We start from the raw sequence: 18,816 nt of genomic DNA, 5'->3' as shown, positions 1-18,816 counted from the left end.
CGCCGGGCCCGCGTGCTGTCCACGGAGCGGCGGCCGTCGAGGCCCCCGGTCCCCGGCGGTTAGGCTGCATCCCGTGAAGGTCCTCGTCATCGGCGGCGGCGCCCGCGAACATGCCCTGTGCCGCTCTCTGTCCCTCGACCCCGACGTCACCGCTCTGTACTGCGCACCCGGCAACGCCGGTATCGCAGAGGTGGCCGAACTGCGCCCGGTCGACGCGCTCGACGGTGACGCCGTCGCGCGTCTCGCGACCGAGCTGGGCGCCGAGTTGGTGGTCGTCGGCCCGGAGGCGCCGCTCGTCGCCGGTGTCGCCGACGCCGTGCGCGCGGCCGGCATCCCCTGCTTCGGCCCCTCGCGCGAGGCGGCCCTGCTGGAGGGCTCCAAGGCGTTCGCCAAGGACGTGATGGCCGGTGCCAACGTCCCGACCGCCCGCAGTTACGTCTGCACGACCCCCGCCGAGATCGACGAGGCGCTGGACGCCTTCGGTGCCCCGTACGTCGTCAAGGACGACGGTCTCGCGGCCGGCAAGGGTGTCGTCGTCACCGACGACGTGGAAGCCGCCCGTGCCCACGCCCTGGCCTGCGACCGCGTGGTCATCGAGGAGTTCCTCGACGGCCCCGAGGTGAGCCTCTTCGCGATCACCGACGGCACCACGGTGCTGCCCCTCCAGCCCGCCCAGGACTTCAAGCGCGCCCTGGACGGCGACGAGGGCCCGAACACCGGTGGCATGGGCGCGTACTCCCCGCTCCCGTGGGCGGACCCGAAGCTGGTCGAGGAGGTCATGCAGACGGTCCTGCAGCCGACCGTCGACGAGCTCCGCCGACGCGGTACCCCGTTCTCCGGGCTGCTGTACGCGGGCCTCGCGATCACCTCGCGCGGTGTGCGGGTCATCGAGTTCAACGCCCGCTTCGGTGACCCCGAGACCCAGGTGGTCCTGGCCCGGCTGAAGACGCCGCTCGCCGGGGTCCTGCTCGGTTCCGCGAACGGCACCCTGGACGTCGTACCGGAGCTGAACTGGCGCGACGACGCCGCCGTCACCGTGGTCATCGCCTCGCACAACTACCCGGACACCCCCCGGACGGGAGACCCGATCGAGGGCCTCGCGGACGTGGTGGCGCAGGATGCGCCGGACGCGTTCGTGCTGCACGCCGGTACCCGGCGGGACGGCGACGCCGTCGTCAGCGCCGGAGGCCGCGTGCTCTCCGTCACGGCGACCGGCAAGGACCTCACGCAGGCCCGCGAGCGTGCCTACGCCGCCGTCGGCCGGATCCGACTCGACGGCTCCCAGCACCGTACGGACATCGCCCGCAAGGCCGCCGAAGAGGCCTGAGGCCCGTCGGAGGGCCGGGTGTCCGGCCCTCCTTCGCTCCGCGCCCGGTCCTCTTTCGCTCCGCCGCCCGGCTCCGAACCCGTGCCCGGCCCACCGCGCAGGCGGCGGCGCCGGGCACGGGTGCGTCCGGGGCCGTCCGGGCCGGCCCGAGGACGGCCCGGGGTCCGCAGAGCCAGTGACCCGGGAGGTCCGGTGTATCCGGTGTATCCGGTGTATCCGGTGTATCCGGTGTGCATCGGGCATCGGGTCCGCCCGGGGCGCCTGGTGCCCTGGACGGACGATCCGGGGAGAGCCGCCCGCACGCGGCCCCGCACCCGTACCGCCCCCTACCGGTACCGCCGCGCCCTACCGGTCCGCCCCGCGCACCCGAGGCCGCGGGACCCACGAGGACGCCCGCTCCCGGCTCGGCGCCGAGCAGACGTCCCCCGTGGGTCTCGCGCGGGTGTCGAGCAGACGTCCCCCGTGGGTCTCGCGCGGCGTCGAGCGGCGCGTCTCCCGTGCCCCCGGCACGGCGTCGAGCGGCGCGTCTCCCGTGCCCCCGGCACGGCGCCGAGCAGCGCGTCTCCCGCGCTCCCGGCAGGGCCGTCGTATCGCTGAACGGCTCCGCACCGGCGCGTCAGCAGCTTTGCCCAAAGCCATTCCATCGGGTGACGGCTGAGCCATCCGGATGACGCCCGCCGGGGCCCCAACTAGGGTGCGGCGCAAGCGTTCGGGCACTTGGCCCACCGGCATTGCGATGTCGGTGACGGGTGCCACAGTGGGGGAGTGACCAACACCGTCGCGGGGGCAGAGGGGGTGACCTACGGCCGTGTCCGGTACCGGTTCGGTTGAGGAGCTCGGTGCGCACGCAGCGCGGGCCAGGGCGGTGGCTCTGCTGCGCGTCCGCAGCAGAGCCACCGCCCTGGCGATCCTTCCGGCGGCCGCGTCGGTCGTGCTGCTCGCAGCGGTCGCGCAGGGGCACATCGGTCCAGGCGTCTGGACCACGGTCAGCTGGGTGGTGACGGCCTGCGCCGTCGTGGTCCTGCTGGTCGCCGCCGGTGTCGCCCTCGCGGTGGCGCGTGCCAGGCCGGCGGTCAGCCCCACCGTCCCGCTCACCGAGGCCGCGGCCCCCGATCTCTACCGGCTGGTCCGGGACCTCGCAGACCGGCTGGACGTCCCGGCGCCGTCGGCCATAGCGCTCACCCCGGACTGCGACAGCTGGCTGGAGGACCGTACCCACCCCGCCGCGCGCCCGCGGTCGGAAGCCGATACCGCCGAGGGGCGGTCGGGGCTCCGGCGGGGCCGCCGGGTCCCGGCGGCCCCCGTGCTGGTGATCGGGTCCCCCTTCCTGTGGTGGATGAGGGTCGCCGAGCTGCGGGCGGTGCTCGCCCCGGTCGTCGCCGGCACCGGGCCGGCCGCACACCCGGACATAGCCGCCGCCCGCCGTTTCCTGCGGGGTCTGGACGCCGCCGTCGCCGACGCCGCCCTGCCCGGCCAGGGGTTCGCCCGCAGGATCCCCGCGGCGTTCGTCGGGTGGATCGCCGGGGTGCTGCTGCGCGGCTGCCGCGGGCATGCGGCCGAGATGGAGCGCTGCGTCGCCACTGCCGCGTCGGGGCGTGCGCACGAGGTGGACTACGGGCTGCGGATCGTCGCCCAGGAGCAGGTCGGTCTCGCCTACGCGGGCTGGGACCGCCTGCTGACCCGGGTCGCGCTGCCTGCCTGGCGGATGGGGCGCTGGCCCTCGCGGCTCGACGCGGGTGTCGTCTCCGCGCTCACGGAGCTGTCGCGGCGCGACCGAATGGCGGAGGGCTTCACCTCACGCCTCGGGGAGCGTCCCGCCTGCGATCTGATCGAGGAGCCCGGTGCGGCCGACGAGGCCGCCTCGCTGCTCGCCGCCCGGCTCTTCCACGGAGGGCCGGCCGAGCCCGGTCCCGAGTGGGCGCCGATCGACTGGCAGCAGTATCCGGAGGAGGTCGTCGACCGGAAGTGGCGTACGGAGGCCGGCCGGCTGCACCGGGTGCTCGACGCCATGGGCGTCCCCGGCAGCGTCTCCGTGGGCGGTCCGGCGGCGCCGGGGACCGACGGTGCCCCCACGCTGGCCCGGGTGATCGACCACCTCGCGGCACCGGGGGCCGACAGCGAGGCGCTCGCGGCCGGGATCGGCGCCGCCGCGGCCCGGGACGAGGAGACGGCGGCGCCGCGGCCCGGCGCCGACGGCTCCCCGGCGGGCGGCCCGTCGGGGGCGGGCGGCGACGCCTCCGAGCTCTGGGGGTCCGTCCCGCTGCCGCTCTTCCCCCTCCAGCCCCCGCGCTCGGGCACGGAGCTGCTCGCCGACCACGTCGTGGCGATGGTCTGCTGCGCCGCGGTGGACACGGCGGGGGCCGCGCCCGGGCTCGACTGGCTCGACGGGCCCGCGCTGCTGGTCGACGGCGGACGCCGGTCGGACTTCGGCGCCCCGGTGTCCAGCCTCGTCGAGGACGGGGACGCCGAGCCGCTGCTCTCCTGGCTCACCGCGGTCGGGGTGCGCACCGACAAGCCCGTACGCCTGGGCTGACGGTGCGGGTGGGGCTGCGGTCGACCTGAGTGCACGGTCGTCCGTCCACTTAGGCGGTGCAATGCGCCAGATGTCCCGTCAATGCCCGGAAGTATGGGCTTCGTTCCCGTCAATTCGCGACGAACGGTAACGGTATGCGTGCGTAATGTGATGTGCTGGTGTGGTGCCGGTGGGCGGCGCACCTGAGGTGTCGGGGACGAGGGAGGGGTGCGGGATGGGGGCTGAGCACATCCGGCGCTGGGAATCGGGTGCCCTCGCGCACGCCGTGAGCGACCCTTTCGGAATGGGGCCGCTGCCCTGGCTGCGCGGCTGCGAGCACTACTTCGACGACACCGGCCAGGTCGTCCCCTGGTACGCGGACGCCGCCCTGGGCCGCGGCGGGACCGGCGGGGGCACCCGCTCGGCCGACGACGTCCACCAGCAGATCAAGGGCTTCGCCTCCCCCGGTGCGGCGGCCCCCGGCGAGGCGATCGACTTCCACATCACCGTGGACCCGCCCCAGCAGTTCTCCGTCGACGTCTACCGCATCGGGCACTACGCGGGTGACGGCGCCGCCAAGATCAGCACCAGCCCGCGCCTCTCCGGCATCGTCCAGCCGGCCCCGCTGGCCGCGGAGCGGACGGTGTCCTGCCACCACTGGTGGCTCTCCTGGCGGCTGCAGATCCCCAGCTACTGGTCGGTCGGCGCGTACGTCGCCGTGCTCACCACCGCCGACGGCCACCGCTCGCACGTCCCCTTCACGATCCGCGACGACCACCCGGCGGACCTGCTGCTCCTGCTCCCCGACGTGACCTGGCAGGCCTACAACCTCTACCCCGAGGACGGCCGCACCGGCGCGAGCCTCTACCACGCCTGGGACGAGGAGGGCCGGCTGCTGGGGGAGGAGGACGCCGCCGTCACCCTGTCCTTCGACCGCCCCTACGCGGGCGCCGGGCTGCCCCTGCACGTCGGCCACGCCTACGACTTCATCCGCTGGGCCGAGCGCTACGGCTACGACCTCGCGTACGCCGACGCCCGCGACCTGCACGCCGGACGCGTCGATCCCAGCCGCTACCGCGGGCTGGTCTTCCCCGGGCACGACGAGTACTGGTCGGTGCCGATGCGCCGCACCACCGAGCTGGCCCGCGACACCGGCACCTCGCTGGTCTTCCTCTCGGCCAACACCATGTACTGGCAGGTGGGCCTCGGCCCGTCGCCCTCCGGCGTCCCCGACCGCCTCCTCACCTGCCGCAAGCGCCGCGGCCCCGGGAAGTCCGCGCTGTGGCGCGAGATCGACCGCCCCGAGCAGCAGTTGCTCGGTATCCAGTACGCGGGCCGGGTCCCCGAGCCGCACCCGATGGTCGTGCGCAACGCGAGCCACTGGCTCTGGGAGGCCACCGGCGCGGCCGAGGGCGACGAGATCGACGGGCTGGTGGCCGGTGAGGCGGACCGCTACTTCCCGCGCACGTCGCTGCCCGAGCACGAGAGCCGCATGCTGCTGGCGCACTCCCCGTACACCGACGGCGACGGGGCCACCCGGCACCAGGAGACCTCGCTGTACCGCGCCCCGTCGGGCGCGCTCGTCTTCGCGTCGGGCACCTTCGCCTGGTCGCCCGCCCTGGACCGGCCCGGCCATGTGGACGCCCGTATCCAGCGGGCCACGGCCAATCTCCTCGACCGGATCTGCAAGCGGGACTGAGCGGCGGCCGGGGGAGGCCCCGGGCGGGCTGCGTGGGGGAGGGGTGACCCGGTCCGTCCGCGGGGCGACCCCCGGCGCCGTGGGCTCCTCGTATGCGGGACAATCGGAACGACTCCTGGATCAACCTACGCGGAGGCAGCGTGTCCGGTTTCGTAGAAAAGCCCGAGCCCGTGCAGGTGCCGGGGCTCACCCATCTGCACACCGGCAAGGTGCGCGACCTGTACCGGAACGAGGCGGGTGACCTCGTGATGGTCGCCAGCGACCGCATCTCCGCGTACGACTGGGTCCTGCCCACCGAGATCCCGGACAAGGGGCGCGTGCTCACCCAGCTGTCGCTGTGGTGGTTCGACCAGCTCGCCGATCTCGTGCCCCACCACGTGCTGTCGACGGAGCTCCCCGCCGGGGCCCCCGCCGACTGGGCCGGGCGGACCCTGATCTGCCGTTCGCTGCGGATGGTCCAGGTCGAGTGCGTGGCGCGCGGCTATCTCGCGGGTTCCGGCCTCGCCGAGTACGAGGCGTCCCGGACGGTCTGCGGCATCGGCCTGCCCGAGGGGCTCGTCGACGGGTCCGAGCTGCCGGGGCCGATCTTCACCCCGGCCACGAAGGCCGCGGTCGGCGACCACGACGAGAACGTCTCCTACGAGGTGGTGGCCCGCGAGGTCGGCCCCGAGACGGCGTCCCTGCTGCGTCGTACGACGCTGGACGTCTACGGCCGTGCCCGGGACATCGCCCGTGAGCGCGGGATCATCCTCGCCGACACGAAGTTCGAGTTCGGTTTCGCGTCCACCGAGGACGGCGGTGAGGAGCTGGTCCTCGCGGACGAGGTGCTGACGCCGGACTCCTCCCGTTTCTGGCCGGCCGAGGTCTGGGAGCCGGGCAGGGCGCAGCCGTCGTACGACAAGCAGTTCGTGCGCGACTGGCTGACCTCGCCGGCCTCCGGCTGGGACCGCCGCAGCGAGCAGCCGCCCCCGCCGCTGCCGCAGGCGATCGTCGACGCGACCCGGGCCAAGTACCTGGAGGCGTACGAGCTTCTGACGGGCCTGAGCTGGTCGGCCCGGTAGCGGTGACGCAGAAAGGCCCCGGTCACGAGGACCGGGGCCTTTCTGTACGGAGCGAACGACGAGGTTCGAACTCGCGACCTCAACCTTGGCAAGGTTGCGCTCTACCAGCTGAGCTACGTTCGCATGCGCCGCAGCGCGCTGACCACTATACCCAACCTCTCACCCCGGCGAGACGCACCGCCGAGTGGCCCCTCCCGGCTCCGGCGCCGGACCGTCCGCCCGGCGGGCAGGGCCGCGACGGCCCCGCTCTCCCGGTGGCCTCCGCGACCGCTGCCGGGTCCACCGCCGGCCCGGGCGCTCCGGTCCGCCCGCGTCCGACGGGGTGCGCCGGAGGGGGCCGCGCGGCCCGTCAACTCCACTTGCGGGCGCCGGTCTTCGGTCCGCACCGTACGCGCGCTCCGGGGCGCCGCCGGGCGCCGGCCGTCCCCGGGGCGGACACCCGGACGCTCGCCGTCCTCGCTGTCCTCGCCGGTCCGGCGTCGCCGGCCCCCGAGGAACAGCGCGGTCCCGGCCGGTCCTCCGGGCGGCTCTCCACCGCTGATGTGGCCACCCTCACACGGCCGCTGCGGCCGGCCTCCGGTCGTGGTCTGTCGCCACGTCTTCCGGTCGTGGCCGGCGTCCCTGCCCATCGGTGGGGGACGCCTCCGCCTTCCGGCCGTGGCCGGCGGCTGCCGCCCGCGGCTTCGGGGCGTGGCTGCCGCCCCCGCTCTCCCGACCAGAGCCCGCCCTCCGAACGGGGCGGGGGTGTGAGGTGGCGCGTGGCCAGTGGCCCGAGCGGGTTCACGCGGGACCGCTGACGGTCGGCGGCCCCTCCACCGGCGGGACCGCCCGGTCGGCCCGCGGTGAAGGCAGTGGAACCTCCGGGTGGGCCCGCGGTGAGATCGGCGGGACCGCCGAGTCGGCCCGTAGCGACGGCGGTGAGTCGGCCCGCGGCGAAGGCGGTGCGTCCGCCCGGTCAGCCCGTGGCGACGGCAGCGGGACTGCTGCCGTCAGGTGGAAACGGCCGTCGCCCGTCGGCCCGGCCTCCAGCGATCCGCCGACCGCGGCCAGCCGTTCGCGCAGCCCGTGCAACCCCGACCCACCGGAGCCCACGCCATCGCCGAGCCCCGATCCACCGCCGGAGCCCGCGCCACCACCAGGACCCGTGCCCTCGCCGGAGCCCGCACCCGCGCCACCCGGACCCGCGCCCCCACCGGAGCCCGCGCCGCCCCCGAGACCCGCGCCCCCGCCGGGACCCGTACCCGCGCCACCAGCACCCCCGCCCGCGCCACCGCCCGGGCCCACGCCGTCGTTCTCCACCACCAGCCGGACGCCGTCCGGGGTGGTCTCCAGCCGGATGTCGCACCGCCGCGGATCGCCGTGCCGCAGCACGTTCGTGGCCGCCTCCCGTACGGCCCAGCCGAGCGCCGACCGCACCGGGGCGGGCAGCCGGACACCTCCGTCGCCGTGGACGGCGCAGTCGATGCCGGCCGCCCGCAGGACGCCCTGGGCGCCCAGGAGTTCGGTGCGGAGATCGGCCTCCCGGTATCCCCGCACGACGTCGCGGACCTCCTGCTGGGAGACGCGGGCGATGCGCTGGACCTCCTCCATCTGTTCCCTGGCCGAGGGCTTCCCGCGCTCCGCCAGTTCGACCGCCAGCTCGCTCTTCAGCGCGATCACCGCCAGGTTCCGGCCCAGGACGTCGTGCATGTCCCGCCCGAACCGCAGCCGCTCCTCCGCGACCGCCAGCCGGGTCTTCACGTCCTGGGCGTCACGGAGCCGCGCCATCACCCCCAGCGACCAGGCGGAGAGCCGCACCGTCGCCACCGTCAGCCCCACGGCGAAAGCCGTCCCGAGACAGGTCCGGAGCACGAAGGGCCCGCCGCCGCCCACCGCCGCGGCGCCCGCGCCCACCGCTGCCGTCAGCACGAGCGGTGCCACCCAGGACATCCACAGCGGGGCCGTCAGGGCGAGGAACGTGGTGAACGGCACGATCGCCGCGGCCAGGGCCAGCTGCAGCTCGGGGAACCTCTCCGGCCCGGTGTACGCGCCGAGCGCGAGCAGGCCCGCCGTGTTCGCGAGCAGCAGAGCGGCCCCGAGCGCCGGCAGCGGCCCCTCGACCGGACGGCGCACCAGATAGCTCTCCATCCCCCGGGCCACCAGCGGCCCCGAGCAGAACCCCTGGGCGATCGCGATCAGGGCCGTCCCGGCGATCAGCGCGGCAGGGGCGCCGGAGGACCGCACGGGGCGGGTCACCGACAGCAGCGCCTGACACACGACCGCCATCCACACCAGGGCGTGGAGAGTGCCCCGCGTATAGAGGTCGATCTTGTCGAAGCCGCTGCGCGCCCGCCACCTCCGCACCTGCGTCCCTACCCACACAGCACGCATCCCCCTCGGCCCCGTCCGGGGCTCGGCCAGGTGGATCCCGGCGGAACCACCCGCTCACCGCAGACACGGCGCTCGCCGTCCGTGCCGGCACGGACGGGCCCGACGCGGGCTCCCCGCGCACGGCACGCGCCGACCACCGGAAACGGCAAAGGCCCCGGTCGATATCGACCGGGGCCTTTGCGTCACGAGCGGACGACCAGGTTCGAACTGGCGACCTCAACCTTGGCAAGGTTGCGCTCTACCAACTGAGCTACGTCCGCATTGCTGCCACTCGGCTTTCACCGGTGGAGCGCTCACTACTCTACCTGATCCACTGAGTGGCCCGGTAAGGCAGTGCAGAGCGGGTGACAGGAATTGCACACTGCGCCTTCCCCCTGGAAGGGGGATGTTCTACTACTGAACTACACCCGCACGCTGCGTCGGACCCGGCTTTTCGGCCTTGCCCTTCGGCGTGCTCCAGACTCTAGCCGACCTGCAGGGGTGTTGTGCAAGTCGGCTCCCCGGGGCGTCCCTCCGGCGGGCGGAGGGACGCAGATCGGAATGGAACATTCCGGGCGTTGCCCTCAACTGGCCGCGTCGAACGCCTCGTAGACCTTCTTGGGGATGCGGCCGCGGGCCGGCACCTCCATCCGGTGCGAGCGGGCCCAGGCGCGGACGGCCGCGGGGTCCGGCGCCAGCGAGGTGTGGCGGTACGGGACCGAGGGCCTGCCGCGCTTGCCGGTGTTTGTCTGCTTTCGGCCGGCCGTCACGTACGGAGCCAGCGTCTTACGCAGTTTCTTTGCATTGGCGGGATTGAGGTCGATCTCGTACGACTTCCCGTCCAGGGCGAAGGTGACCGTTTCTGCCGCTTCTCCCCCGTCGATGTCGTCGGAGAGCGTCACCACTACGCGCTGAGCCACGGATATCGGTCCTTTCCTGCGGCATCGTCACGCCTGACATGCGTTGATGCCGGCCTTCCGGCGGCTGGGCGGATACGGATCGACTGGTGTCGACTGTTCCCGGGTAATCGTGCTTTCCCGTGTATTCATTTGTACAGCGGCGGGAGCCGTATTGTGAAGCCCGGCCAATTGCGTCCGCGTGTTGCCGCTGCGGGTCCATGTGCAATCCGGGTGAAGATTTTTTCCAGGATTTTTCCCGTGAGTCGTTGCCTCCGATATCTCGCCGTGATCGCCCCGGGGTGATATCTACCCGCGTAGAATTTCTGGCCAGGTAGGCTGAGCGGACCCGTGGGGATCAGGGGAACCCCTCGCAGACACAGCCGCACCACACCACCGGGAGTGCCCGTGGCACGCGTCGTAGTCGACGTCATGCTCAAGCCGGAGATCCTCGACCCGCAGGGACAGGCTGTGCAGCGCGCACTGCCCCGTCTCGGCTTCGACGGAATCGCGGACGTTCGTCAGGGAAAGCGTTTCGAGCTCGAGGTCGAGGGGCCGGTCGACGATGCCGCCCTCGCCCGCATTAACGAGATCGCCGAGACCTTCCTCGCCAACACCGTCATCGAGGACTTCACCGTCACGGTGGAGGAGGAGAAGTGACCACCCGTATCGGAGTCGTCACTTTTCCCGGCACGCTCGACGACCAGGACAGCCTGCGGGCCGTGCGGATCGCGGGTGCCGAACCCGTATCCCTCTGGCACCGTGACAAGGACCTCCACCAGGTCGACGCGGTCATCCTGGCGGGCGGATTCAGTTACGGCGACTATCTGCGCGCCGGCGCCATCTCGCGATTCTCGCCGGTGATGGAGACCGTCATCGAGCAGGCGAAGGCCGGTCTGCCGGTCCTCGGCATCTGCAACGGTTTCCAGATCCTGACCGAGGCGCACCTGCTGCCCGGCGCGATGCTGCGCAACAACCACCTCCACTTCATCTGCCGCGACCAGAAGCTGCGGGTGGAGAACGTGCAGACGGCCTGGACCTCGGACTACTCGGCGGGCCAGGAGATCTCCGTACCGCTGAAGAACATGGACGGCCGGTACACCGCCGACGAGCGCACGCTCGACGAGCTGGAGGCCGAGGGCCGCGTCGCCTTCCGTTACGCCGACGTCAACCCCAACGGCTCGCTGCGCGACATCGCCGGCATCACCAACGCCGCGGGCAACATCGTCGGTCTGATGCCGCACCCGGAGCACGCCGTCGAGCCGCTGATCGGCACCGGTCGCACCGACGGCCTGGGTTTCTTCACCTCGATCATCAAGAAGCTGGTCAACGCATGAGCCTGGACACGGTCGAGCACGCGGCCGAAACCCCGGACGCCGGACAGCCCTGGAAGGAACTCGGTCTCAAGGAGGACGAGTACGCCCGGATCCGCGAGATCCTGGGCCGCCGTCCCACCGGTGCCGAGCTCGCCATGTACTCCGTGATGTGGTCCGAGCACTGCTCCTACAAGAGCAGCAAGGTCCACCTCAAGCAGTTCGGCGAGAAGGTCCCCGCCAACGACGCGATGCTCGTCGGCATCGGCGAGAACGCCGGTGTGGTCGACGTCGGCCAGGGGTACGCGGTCACCTTCAAGGTCGAGTCGCACAACCACCCCTCGTACATCGAGCCCTACCAGGGCGCGGCCACCGGCGTCGGCGGCATCGTCCGCGACATCCTCGCCATGGGCGCCCGCCCGGTCGCGGTCGTCGACCCGCTCCGCTTCGGCGCGGCCGACCACCCCGACACCCGGCGGGTGCTGCCCGGCGTCGTCGCGGGCATCGGCGGCTACGGCAACTGCCTCGGTCTGCCGAACATCGGCGGCGAGGTCGTCTTCGACTCCTGCTACCAGGGCAACCCGCTCGTCAACGCCGGCTGCATCGGCGTGATGAAGCACGAGGACATCCACCTCGCCCAGGCCTCGGGTCCCGGCAACAAGGTGATCCTGTACGGCGCCCGCACCGGCGGCGACGGCATCGGCGGCGTCTCGGTGCTGGCCTCGGAGACCTTCGAGTCGACCGGGCCCGCGAAGCGCCCGGCCGTCCAGGTCGGAGACCCGTTCCAGGAGAAGCTCCTCATCGAGTGCACCCTGGAGATCTTCAAGGAGAAGCTGGTCGCGGGCATCCAGGACCTCGGCGGCGCCGGGCTGTCCTGCGCCACGAGCGAGCTGGCCTCCGCGGGTTCCGGCGGCATGCGCGTCGAGCTGGACACCGTGCCGCTGCGCGACTCCTCCCTCTCGCCGGAGGAGATCCTCATGAGCGAGTCGCAGGAGCGCATGTGCGCGATCGTCGAGCCGCAGCACGTGGACCGCTTCCTGGAGATCTGCGAGAAGTGGGACGTCATCGCCACCGTCATCGGTGAGGTGACCGAGGGCTCGCAGCTGGAGATCTTCTGGCACGGCGAGCAGATCGTGGACGTGCCCCCGCGGTCCGTCGCCCACGAGGGCCCGACCTACCAGCGGCCGTTCGCCCGGCCGTCCTGGCAGGACGCGCTCCAGGCGGACGACGCCGGGAAGCTGGCCCGTCCGGCGAACGGCGCGGAGCTGCGCGAGCAGGTCCTGCGGCTGGTCTCCTCCCCGAACCAGGCCTCCAAGTCCTGGATCACCGACCAGTACGACCGCTTCGTGCAGGGCAACACCGTGCTCGCGATGCCCGAGGATGCCGGCATGGTCCGGATCGACGCGGAGTCGAACCTGGGCGTGGCCATGGCGACCGACGGCAACGGCCGCTACGCCAAGCTGGACCCGTACACGGGTGCGCAGCTGGCGCTCGCGGAGTCCTACCGCAACGTCGCCGCGTCCGGTGCCAAGCCGCTGGCCATCTCCGACTGCCTGAACTTCGGTTCGCCCGAGGACCCGGACGTCATGTGGCAGTTCGCCGAGGCCACCCGCGGTCTCGCCGACGGCTGCCTGGAGCTGGGCACGCCGGTCACCGGTGGCAACGTGTCGCTGTACAACCAGACCGGTGAGACGGCGATCCACCCGACGCCGGTCGTGGCCGTCCTCGGTGTGATCGACGACGTCACGCGCCGCACTCCGGTGGCGTTCGCCGAGGAGGGGCAGCTGCTCTACCTCCTGGGCGACACCCGTGAGGAGTTCGGCGGTTCGGCCTGGTCGGAGGTCGTCCACCAGCACCTCGGCGGTATGCCGCCGGTGGTCGACCTGGGCCGCGAGAAGCTGCTCGGCGAGATCCTGATCTCGGCTTCCCGCGACGGCATGATCGACGCGGCGCACGACCTGTCCGACGGCGGTCTGGTCCAGGCGGTCGCCGAGTCCTGCCTGCGCGGCGGGAAGGGTGCCCGGCTGGTCGTCCCGGACGGTCTGGACGCGTTCACCTTCCTGTTCTCGGAGTCCGCGGGCCGTGCGGTCGTCTCGGTCCCGCGCAGCGAGGAGCTCCGCTTCACCGACATGTGCGGTGCGCGGGGTCTGCCCGTCGCCCGGATCGGTGTCGTGGACGGCGAGGAGATCGAGATCCAGGGCGAGTTCAGCATTCCGCTGGAGGAGCTGCGCACGGCGCACGAGGGAACCCTGAAGGGTCTGTTCGCCTAGATTCTGCCTGTGCCGAAGCCCCCGTCCGGGTCGACCGGACGGGGGCTTCGGCGTTCTCACACGAAACCGTTGATGGATGTTACGTAATTACGTAAGGTTGTGTTCTGTGAAGCTTGAGGAGCGCGTCGCCGAGCTGGAGCGTCGCCTCGCGGCGCTGGAGCGGGCGGCGGACGCCGGGAGGCCCGATCTGGGGGACGGGGACTTCTGGGCGCTGGACGGGCTGAAGGATCAGCTCGAACAGGTCGGTCAGGCCGCCGCCGACGGCGGTGTGCTGTTCACCGGCGCGGTGCGACTGCCCGCCGGCGAGCACTACGAGTGGCAGTACGGCGCGCTCACCGCGGGCCTCCTCGGCACGGACGAGGAGCGCCCCGACTGGGCGGAGGCCGCCGAGCCGCTCGCCGCCCTCGGCCATCCGGTCCGGCTGCGGCTGCTCCGCGAGATCCTCGGCGGCTGCCGCACCGCCGCCGAACTGGCCGGGCTGGACGACACCGGCACGACCGGCCAGATCTACCACCACCTGCGTCAGCTGACCGGCGCCGGGTGGCTGCACACGACCGGGCGCGGGCGCTACGAGGTGCCCGGCTCCCGGGTGGTGCCGCTGCTGGTGGTGCTCACGGCCGCCCGGCCGTAGACCCGCACGCCGAGACCGAGGGGGACCCCATGTCCGTGCGCAAGGCCGCGATGATCCTCCACCGCTGCTGCTGGCTCGTGTTCGTCGCCCTGGTGCTGGTCGACGTCGTCGCCGAGCCGCTGGTGCCGTACGGGCTGACCTTCGTGCCCGCGGTGGCGGCGGTCCTCATCGGGTTCCTGGTGGCCCGCGGGGGGCGGGCGGCCGCGGCGCAGGAGCGGCCGGCGGTGGAGGTGGGGCCGCCGGTGACCGGACGCTGGGTGGCGCTCAACAGCCCGGCCGACAAGGTGCCCAGCCACGGCACCCACGGGTACGGGCAGTCCCACGCGATCGACGTCGTCGCGGAGCCGGAGGAGGGGAGCCGCCCGTCCTTCCGTCCGCTGTGGCCGCTCGCCCGCCCCAACCGGGACTTCCCGGCCTTCGGCGCCCCGCTCGTGGCGGTGGCCGACGGCACCGTCGTGCACGCGGGCGACGGGCAGCGTGATCACCTCAGCCGCACCTCGGGGCCCGCGCTGGCCTATCTCCTGGTGGTGGAGGCCTCCCTGCGGGATCTGGCCGGGGCCCGCCGGGTCGTCGGCAACCACCTGGTGCTCGACCTCGGCGGCGGGACGTACGCCGTGTACGCGCACCTGCGGCGAGGCTCCCTCCGGGTGAAAGCGGGGGACACCGTGCGCGAGGGCCAGGTGGTCGCCCGCTGCGGGAACTCGGGCAACTCCACCGAGCCGCACGTGCACTTCCAGCTGATGGACCGTCCGGATCTGGACGTGGCGCGGGGCATCCCCTTCACCTGGCGGGGGATCGGTGTTCCCCGCAACGGCGAGGCGTTCGTGGCCGAGGCCGCCGACCGCCCGCAGGACGCCACCCGGGTCCGGGTCCGGGGTGACGGCGACGGTGGCGGCCGGGGCGGCGACGGCGGCCGGGGCGACGGGGGCCGCTGAAGCGCACGGCACGGGGCGCGGGCGCGGCCCCCGCACGGGATGCGGCCCGGCCCGGCCCCCGTGCGGAGGGCGGCCGGGACCTCGTGAGGAGCGCGGCCGGGCACCCGCGAGGGGCGCGGCCGGGCCGCCGCGCGGGGGCGGAGCGCGGTGTCACAGGCGCCGGTTAGTCTCGCCCCCATGCCCCCGGCCAAGAAGCGCCCCCGCGCCTACGACCCCGCCCGGACCCGCACCGCGGTCCTGGCGCAGTTCGACCGTGTCCGTGAGTCGGTGGGCGCCCTGACGCAGGACCAGCTGTCCGCTCCGTCCGGGCGGGGGGAGCGGACCGTGCACGACCTCGCGGCGCTCCCGGCCGCGGTGCTGGAGGAGGTCAGCCGGGAGCTGGAGCTGCCGGCGCCGCCCGGCGCGAAGCCGCAGCTCACCCCGCTGGCGTGGTCCGTCACCTCGGCGGGGCTGACCGGGGGGACCGCGGACGGCGCCGGGGAGCGGCCCGCCCTCGGCGCGCTGTACGCGCAGACGGCCGAGCGGTTCGCGCGGCTCGTCGCCGGGAGCCCGGGGGAGCGGCTGGTGGCGACCCGCGCGGGGACCATGCGCCTCGGCGACCTGCTGGTCACCCGTGCCGTGGAGCTCGTCGTCCTCACCGACGACCTCCACCGGGCGACCGGCCTCGACATCCCGTACGACCGCCAGGCGCTCGCCGCCTGCACCCGGCTGCTCGCCGACGCGCTCGCGGACAAGGCGCCCGGCGGCTCGGTCGAGGTGCGCGTGCCGCCCTTCGCGGTCGTCCAGTGCATCGGCGGTCCCCAGCACACCCGGGGCACCCCGCCCAACGTGGTGGAGACGGACCCCCTCACCTGGATCCGGCTGGCGACCGGCCGGATCCGGTGGGCGGACGCGCGCGAAGCGGCGCAGGTCAGCGCCAGTGGCGAGCGGGCCGACCTCGCCGGGCTGCTCCCGCTGGCCGGCTGACGGGGGAACCGGATCGGCGGGTCGTTCCGTCCCAGGACCATGCGTACACACCGTATGACCGTCAGCGCCCTCGCCGTCCTGGCCACCCTCGCCCTCGCCTCCTGCGGTACGGAACCGGGCTCCGGAGCGGGGTCCGGGGACTCCGGGGACGGCAGTGGCACGGTGCGCGCCGAACCCGCCGTGACCGGCGTCCACTGGAACGTGTCGTCCCTGACCGTCGGCGGGAAGAAGACCTCCGCCCCCGAGGGCACGCACGTCGAGATCGACCCCGAGGGGAAGGCCACCGGCAACCTCGGCTGCAACCGCTTCACCGCCGACGCCCGCCTCGACGGCGACAAGGTCACCGTCGGGGAGGTCACCAGCACCGGGATGGCCTGCGCGAAGGAGTCCCAGCAGTTCGAGGACGCGATGGGCGAGGCCTTCCGCGGCGAGCTGCGGGCCGCCGTGGCGGGACGGGGGGAGGCGAAGAACCTCACCCTGACCACCGCGCGGGGTGACTCCATCGCCCTCACCTCGGAGCCGCCGGCGCCGCTCGCCGGGACCGCCTGGAAGGTCACCGGGCTCGTGTCCGGCAGCACCGTCTCCGCCCTTCCCGCCGGCACGCAGGACGCGGCGCACCTCACCTTCGGCGAGGACGGCACGGTGGAGGGGAACCTCGGCTGCAACTCCTTCCACGGAAAGGCGGAGGTCTCCGGCTCCACGCTCACCTTCGGGCCGCTCGCCTCCACCAGGAAGATGTGCCCGGGCCCCGAGATGGAGCTGGAGCGCGCGCTGCTCGCGGTGCTGAAGGGCACGACCTCGTACACGATCGAGCACCGCTCGCTGTCGATCGAGGCGGAGAGCGGCAAGGGCCTGGACGCGTCCGCCCCCGCGGCCAAGGGCTGACCCCGGCCGCCACGCCTCCGGACCGCCGTGCCGGCCGACGGCGCCGCACCGGGCGGCGGGCGGCCCGGGAGCGCGTCGGGGGCTCCCCGGCGGAGGGCCCGCGGTGTGAGGCTCGCCACGGTCCGGGAGTGCATCCGCCGTCGGCCCGTGCGGTGATGCCGGTGCAGCGAGTGCCGGAGGCGGGGCGGTTCCGGTCCGGCGGCGGCGTCCTGCCGGACCCGCCGGTAACCGCCTCCCATCCCCGGCATCGGCGGGTCCGGGGGCCCTCGCAGCCGGTCCGGGCCGGGTGCCCCGGTCACCCAAGGTGATCGTTCGACCGCACGTCAGGCCGTCGCGGAGGGCGCCCCGCCGTCCCGGCCGCGGTCGCTTCCGGACGCCCACCCAATTCGGACCGGTGGTCGATCTCCCCTACACTCGGTGGCGTGCCTCGTGGTGATGGACGACTCAACCACGACCTGCTCCCCGGCGAGAAGGGCCCCCAGGACGCTTGCGGCGTCTACGGTGTCTGGGCTCCGGGTGAAGAGGTCGCCAAGCTCACCTATTTCGGACTGTATGCCCTGCAGCACCGTGGACAGGAGTCCGCGGGCATCGCAGTGAGCAACGGGTCGCAGATCCTGGTCTTCAAGGACATGGGACTGGTCTCGCAGGTCTTCGACGAAACGTCTCTGGGATCGCTCCAGGGCCATATCGCGGTCGGTCATGCCCGCTACTCCACCACCGGTGCCTCGGTGTGGGAGAACGCGCAGCCGACGTTCCGTGCCACCGCGCACGGCTCGATCGCCCTCGGTCACAACGGCAACCTGGTCAACACGGCCCAGCTCGCCGGGATGGTCGCCGACCTTCCCCGCAAGGACGGGCGTGCCACCCAGGTCGCGGCGACCAACGACACCGATCTGGTGACCGCGCTGCTCGCCGGCCAGCGGGACGACGACGACAAGCCGCTCACCATCGAGGAGGCCGCCGCCAAGGTGCTTCCCGAGGTCAAGGGCGCCTTCTCGCTGGTCTTCATGGACGAGCACACCCTCTACGCGGCGCGTGACCCGCAGGGCATCCGCCCGCTGGTCCTCGGCCGTCTGGAGCGCGGCTGGGTGGTGGCCTCCGAGTCCGCCGCCCTGGACATCTGCGGTGCCAGCTTCGTCCGCGAGATCGAGCCGGGCGAGCTCGTCGCCATCGACGAGAACGGTCTGCGCACCTCTCGCTTCGCAGAAGCGAAGCCCAAGGGCTGTGTCTTCGAGTACGTCTACCTGGCCCGCCCCGACACCGACATCGCCGGCCGGAACGTCTACCTCTCCCGCGTGGAGATGGGGCGGAAGCTGGCGGCCGAGGCTCCGGTCGAGGCGGATCTGGTCATAGCGACTCCGGAGTCGGGGACCCCCGCGGCGATCGGCTACGCCGAGGCGAGCGGAATCCCGTTCGGAGCCGGACTGGTCAAGAACGCCTACGTCGGCCGGACCTTCATCCAGCCCTCGCAGACCATCCGTCAGCTGGGGATCCGGCTGAAGCTCAACCCGCTCAAGGAAGTCATCAAGGGCAAGCGCCTGGTGGTCGTCGACGACTCGATCGTCCGCGGCAACACCCAGCGCGCCCTGGTGAGGATGCTCCGCGAGGCGGGAGCCGCCGAGATCCACATCCGGATCTCCTCGCCGCCCGTGAAGTGGCCCTGCTTCTTCGGCATCGACTTCGCGACGCGCGCCGAGCTGATCGCCAACGGCATGTCCGTGGACGAGATCGGCAGCTCCATGGGGGCCGACTCCCTCGCGTACATCTCGCTCGACGCGATGGTCGAGGCGACGACGATCGCCAAGCCGAACCTGTGCCGTGCCTGCTTCGACGGCGAATACCCGATGGAGCTCCCGGACCCGGAGCTGCTCGGCAAGCAGCTGCTGGAGACCGAGCTGGCGGCCGGTCCCGCCGCGACCGCGGCGGCCGACGCGCTGCGTCGTCCGTGACCCGGACCGACCGGCTGCCTCCC

Annotated in this window: 14 protein-coding genes and 3 tRNA genes; 12 read left to right on the top strand and 5 right to left on the bottom strand. The window is 73.1% G+C overall.

Features of this window, described 5'->3' with window-relative positions; genetic code table 11:
* Positions 1-73 precede the first annotated feature (73 nt).
* From purD to ABZ172_RS12615, 4 genes are all read left to right on the top strand, one after another.
* Positions 74-1,327: a phosphoribosylamine--glycine ligase gene (gene purD / locus ABZ172_RS12630; protein WP_356883125.1), complete on the top strand. Its 1,254-nt coding sequence runs from the start codon at positions 74-76 to the stop codon at positions 1,325-1,327.
* Between the two features lie 808 nt (positions 1,328-2,135).
* Positions 2,136-3,860: a hypothetical protein gene (locus tag ABZ172_RS12625; RefSeq protein WP_356883123.1), complete on the top strand. Its 1,725-nt coding sequence runs from the start codon at positions 2,136-2,138 to the stop codon at positions 3,858-3,860.
* A gap of 214 nt (positions 3,861-4,074) precedes the next feature.
* Entirely contained in the window at positions 4,075-5,538 is a 1,464-nt protein-coding gene (locus tag ABZ172_RS12620; protein ID WP_356883121.1) for a N,N-dimethylformamidase beta subunit family domain-containing protein, read from the top strand.
* A 140-nt stretch (positions 5,539-5,678) separates the two neighbouring features.
* Positions 5,679-6,599 (top strand): phosphoribosylaminoimidazolesuccinocarboxamide synthase, encoded by a 921-nt coding sequence (locus tag ABZ172_RS12615; RefSeq protein WP_356883247.1) that lies wholly within the window; start codon positions 5,679-5,681, stop codon positions 6,597-6,599.
* Positions 6,600-6,649: 50 nt separating this feature from the next.
* On the opposite strand, the gene ABZ172_RS12610 is transcribed toward ABZ172_RS12615, so the two are convergent.
* The 5 genes from ABZ172_RS12610 to ABZ172_RS12590 all read right to left on the bottom strand — a co-directional run bounded on the left by ABZ172_RS12610 (position 6,650) and on the right by ABZ172_RS12590 (position 9,868).
* Positions 6,650-6,722 (bottom strand) — tRNA-Gly (locus ABZ172_RS12610).
* Positions 6,723-7,379: 657 nt separating this feature from the next.
* Positions 7,380-8,960 (bottom strand): histidine kinase, encoded by a 1,581-nt coding sequence (locus tag ABZ172_RS12605; RefSeq protein WP_356883119.1) that lies wholly within the window; start codon positions 8,958-8,960, stop codon positions 7,380-7,382.
* A 196-nt stretch (positions 8,961-9,156) separates the two neighbouring features.
* Positions 9,157-9,229 (bottom strand) — tRNA-Gly (locus ABZ172_RS12600).
* A gap of 79 nt (positions 9,230-9,308) precedes the next feature.
* Positions 9,309-9,380, bottom strand: a tRNA-Gly gene (locus tag ABZ172_RS12595).
* 152 nt (positions 9,381-9,532) lie between these two features.
* Complete coding sequence (locus ABZ172_RS12590) at positions 9,533-9,868, bottom strand: Lsr2 family protein (protein ID WP_356883117.1); 336 nt, start codon at positions 9,866-9,868, stop codon at positions 9,533-9,535.
* Positions 9,869-10,252: 384 nt separating this feature from the next.
* Here ABZ172_RS12590 and purS point away from each other — a divergent pair, with 384 nt between their 5' ends.
* The 8 genes from purS to purF all read left to right on the top strand — a co-directional run bounded on the left by purS (position 10,253) and on the right by purF (position 18,793).
* A complete protein-coding gene (gene purS, locus ABZ172_RS12585) occupies positions 10,253-10,504 on the top strand; it encodes a phosphoribosylformylglycinamidine synthase subunit PurS (RefSeq protein ID WP_014155066.1) in 252 nt (83 codons plus the stop codon).
* Positions 10,501-11,181 (top strand): phosphoribosylformylglycinamidine synthase subunit PurQ, encoded by a 681-nt coding sequence (gene purQ / locus ABZ172_RS12580; protein ID WP_356883115.1) that lies wholly within the window; start codon positions 10,501-10,503, stop codon positions 11,179-11,181. Before purS ends, purQ begins: the two co-directional genes overlap by 4 nt.
* Complete coding sequence (gene purL / locus ABZ172_RS12575) at positions 11,178-13,427, top strand: phosphoribosylformylglycinamidine synthase subunit PurL (RefSeq protein WP_356883113.1); 2,250 nt, start codon at positions 11,178-11,180, stop codon at positions 13,425-13,427. Before purQ ends, purL begins: the two co-directional genes overlap by 4 nt.
* Positions 13,428-13,533: 106 nt before the next feature.
* Positions 13,534-14,058, top strand: a complete 525-nt coding sequence (locus ABZ172_RS12570; protein WP_356883111.1) for a helix-turn-helix domain-containing protein — start codon at positions 13,534-13,536, stop codon at positions 14,056-14,058.
* A gap of 29 nt (positions 14,059-14,087) precedes the next feature.
* Entirely contained in the window at positions 14,088-14,993 is a 906-nt protein-coding gene (locus ABZ172_RS12565; protein WP_356883109.1) for a M23 family metallopeptidase, read from the top strand.
* Positions 14,994-15,170: 177 nt separating this feature from the next.
* Entirely contained in the window at positions 15,171-15,959 is a 789-nt protein-coding gene (locus tag ABZ172_RS12560; RefSeq protein WP_356883107.1) for a sterol carrier family protein, read from the top strand.
* A gap of 39 nt (positions 15,960-15,998) precedes the next feature.
* Positions 15,999-16,844 (top strand): META domain-containing protein, encoded by an 846-nt coding sequence (locus tag ABZ172_RS12555; RefSeq protein WP_356883105.1) that lies wholly within the window; start codon positions 15,999-16,001, stop codon positions 16,842-16,844.
* Positions 16,845-17,266: 422 nt separating this feature from the next.
* On the top strand, positions 17,267-18,793 hold the full coding sequence (gene purF, locus ABZ172_RS12550) for an amidophosphoribosyltransferase (RefSeq protein ID WP_356883103.1): 1,527 nt from the start codon (positions 17,267-17,269) through the stop codon (positions 18,791-18,793).
* Positions 18,794-18,816 lie beyond the last annotated feature (23 nt).

Source organism: Streptomyces sp. NPDC006296 (assembly GCF_040613235.1).
GTDB lineage: Bacteria > Actinomycetota > Actinomycetes > Streptomycetales > Streptomycetaceae > Streptomyces.
The sequence above is the reverse complement of the archived record's forward strand: the minus strand, read 5'-3'. Positions and strand labels throughout refer to the sequence as shown.

Excerpts from the sequence above, each read along its gene's own strand:
- ABZ172_RS12555 (WP_356883105.1), top strand. The coding sequence starts at position 15,999 with ATGCGTACACACCGTATGACCGTCAGCGCCCTCGCCGTCCTGGCCACC.
- ABZ172_RS12560 (WP_356883107.1), top strand. The coding sequence starts at position 15,171 with ATGCCCCCGGCCAAGAAGCGCCCCCGCGCCTACGACCCCGCCCGGACC.
- purL (WP_356883113.1), top strand. The coding sequence starts at position 11,178 with ATGAGCCTGGACACGGTCGAGCACGCGGCCGAAACCCCGGACGCCGGA.
- ABZ172_RS12620 (WP_356883121.1), top strand. The coding sequence starts at position 4,075 with ATGGGGGCTGAGCACATCCGGCGCTGGGAATCGGGTGCCCTCGCGCAC.
- ABZ172_RS12565 (WP_356883109.1), top strand. The coding sequence starts at position 14,088 with ATGTCCGTGCGCAAGGCCGCGATGATCCTCCACCGCTGCTGCTGGCTC.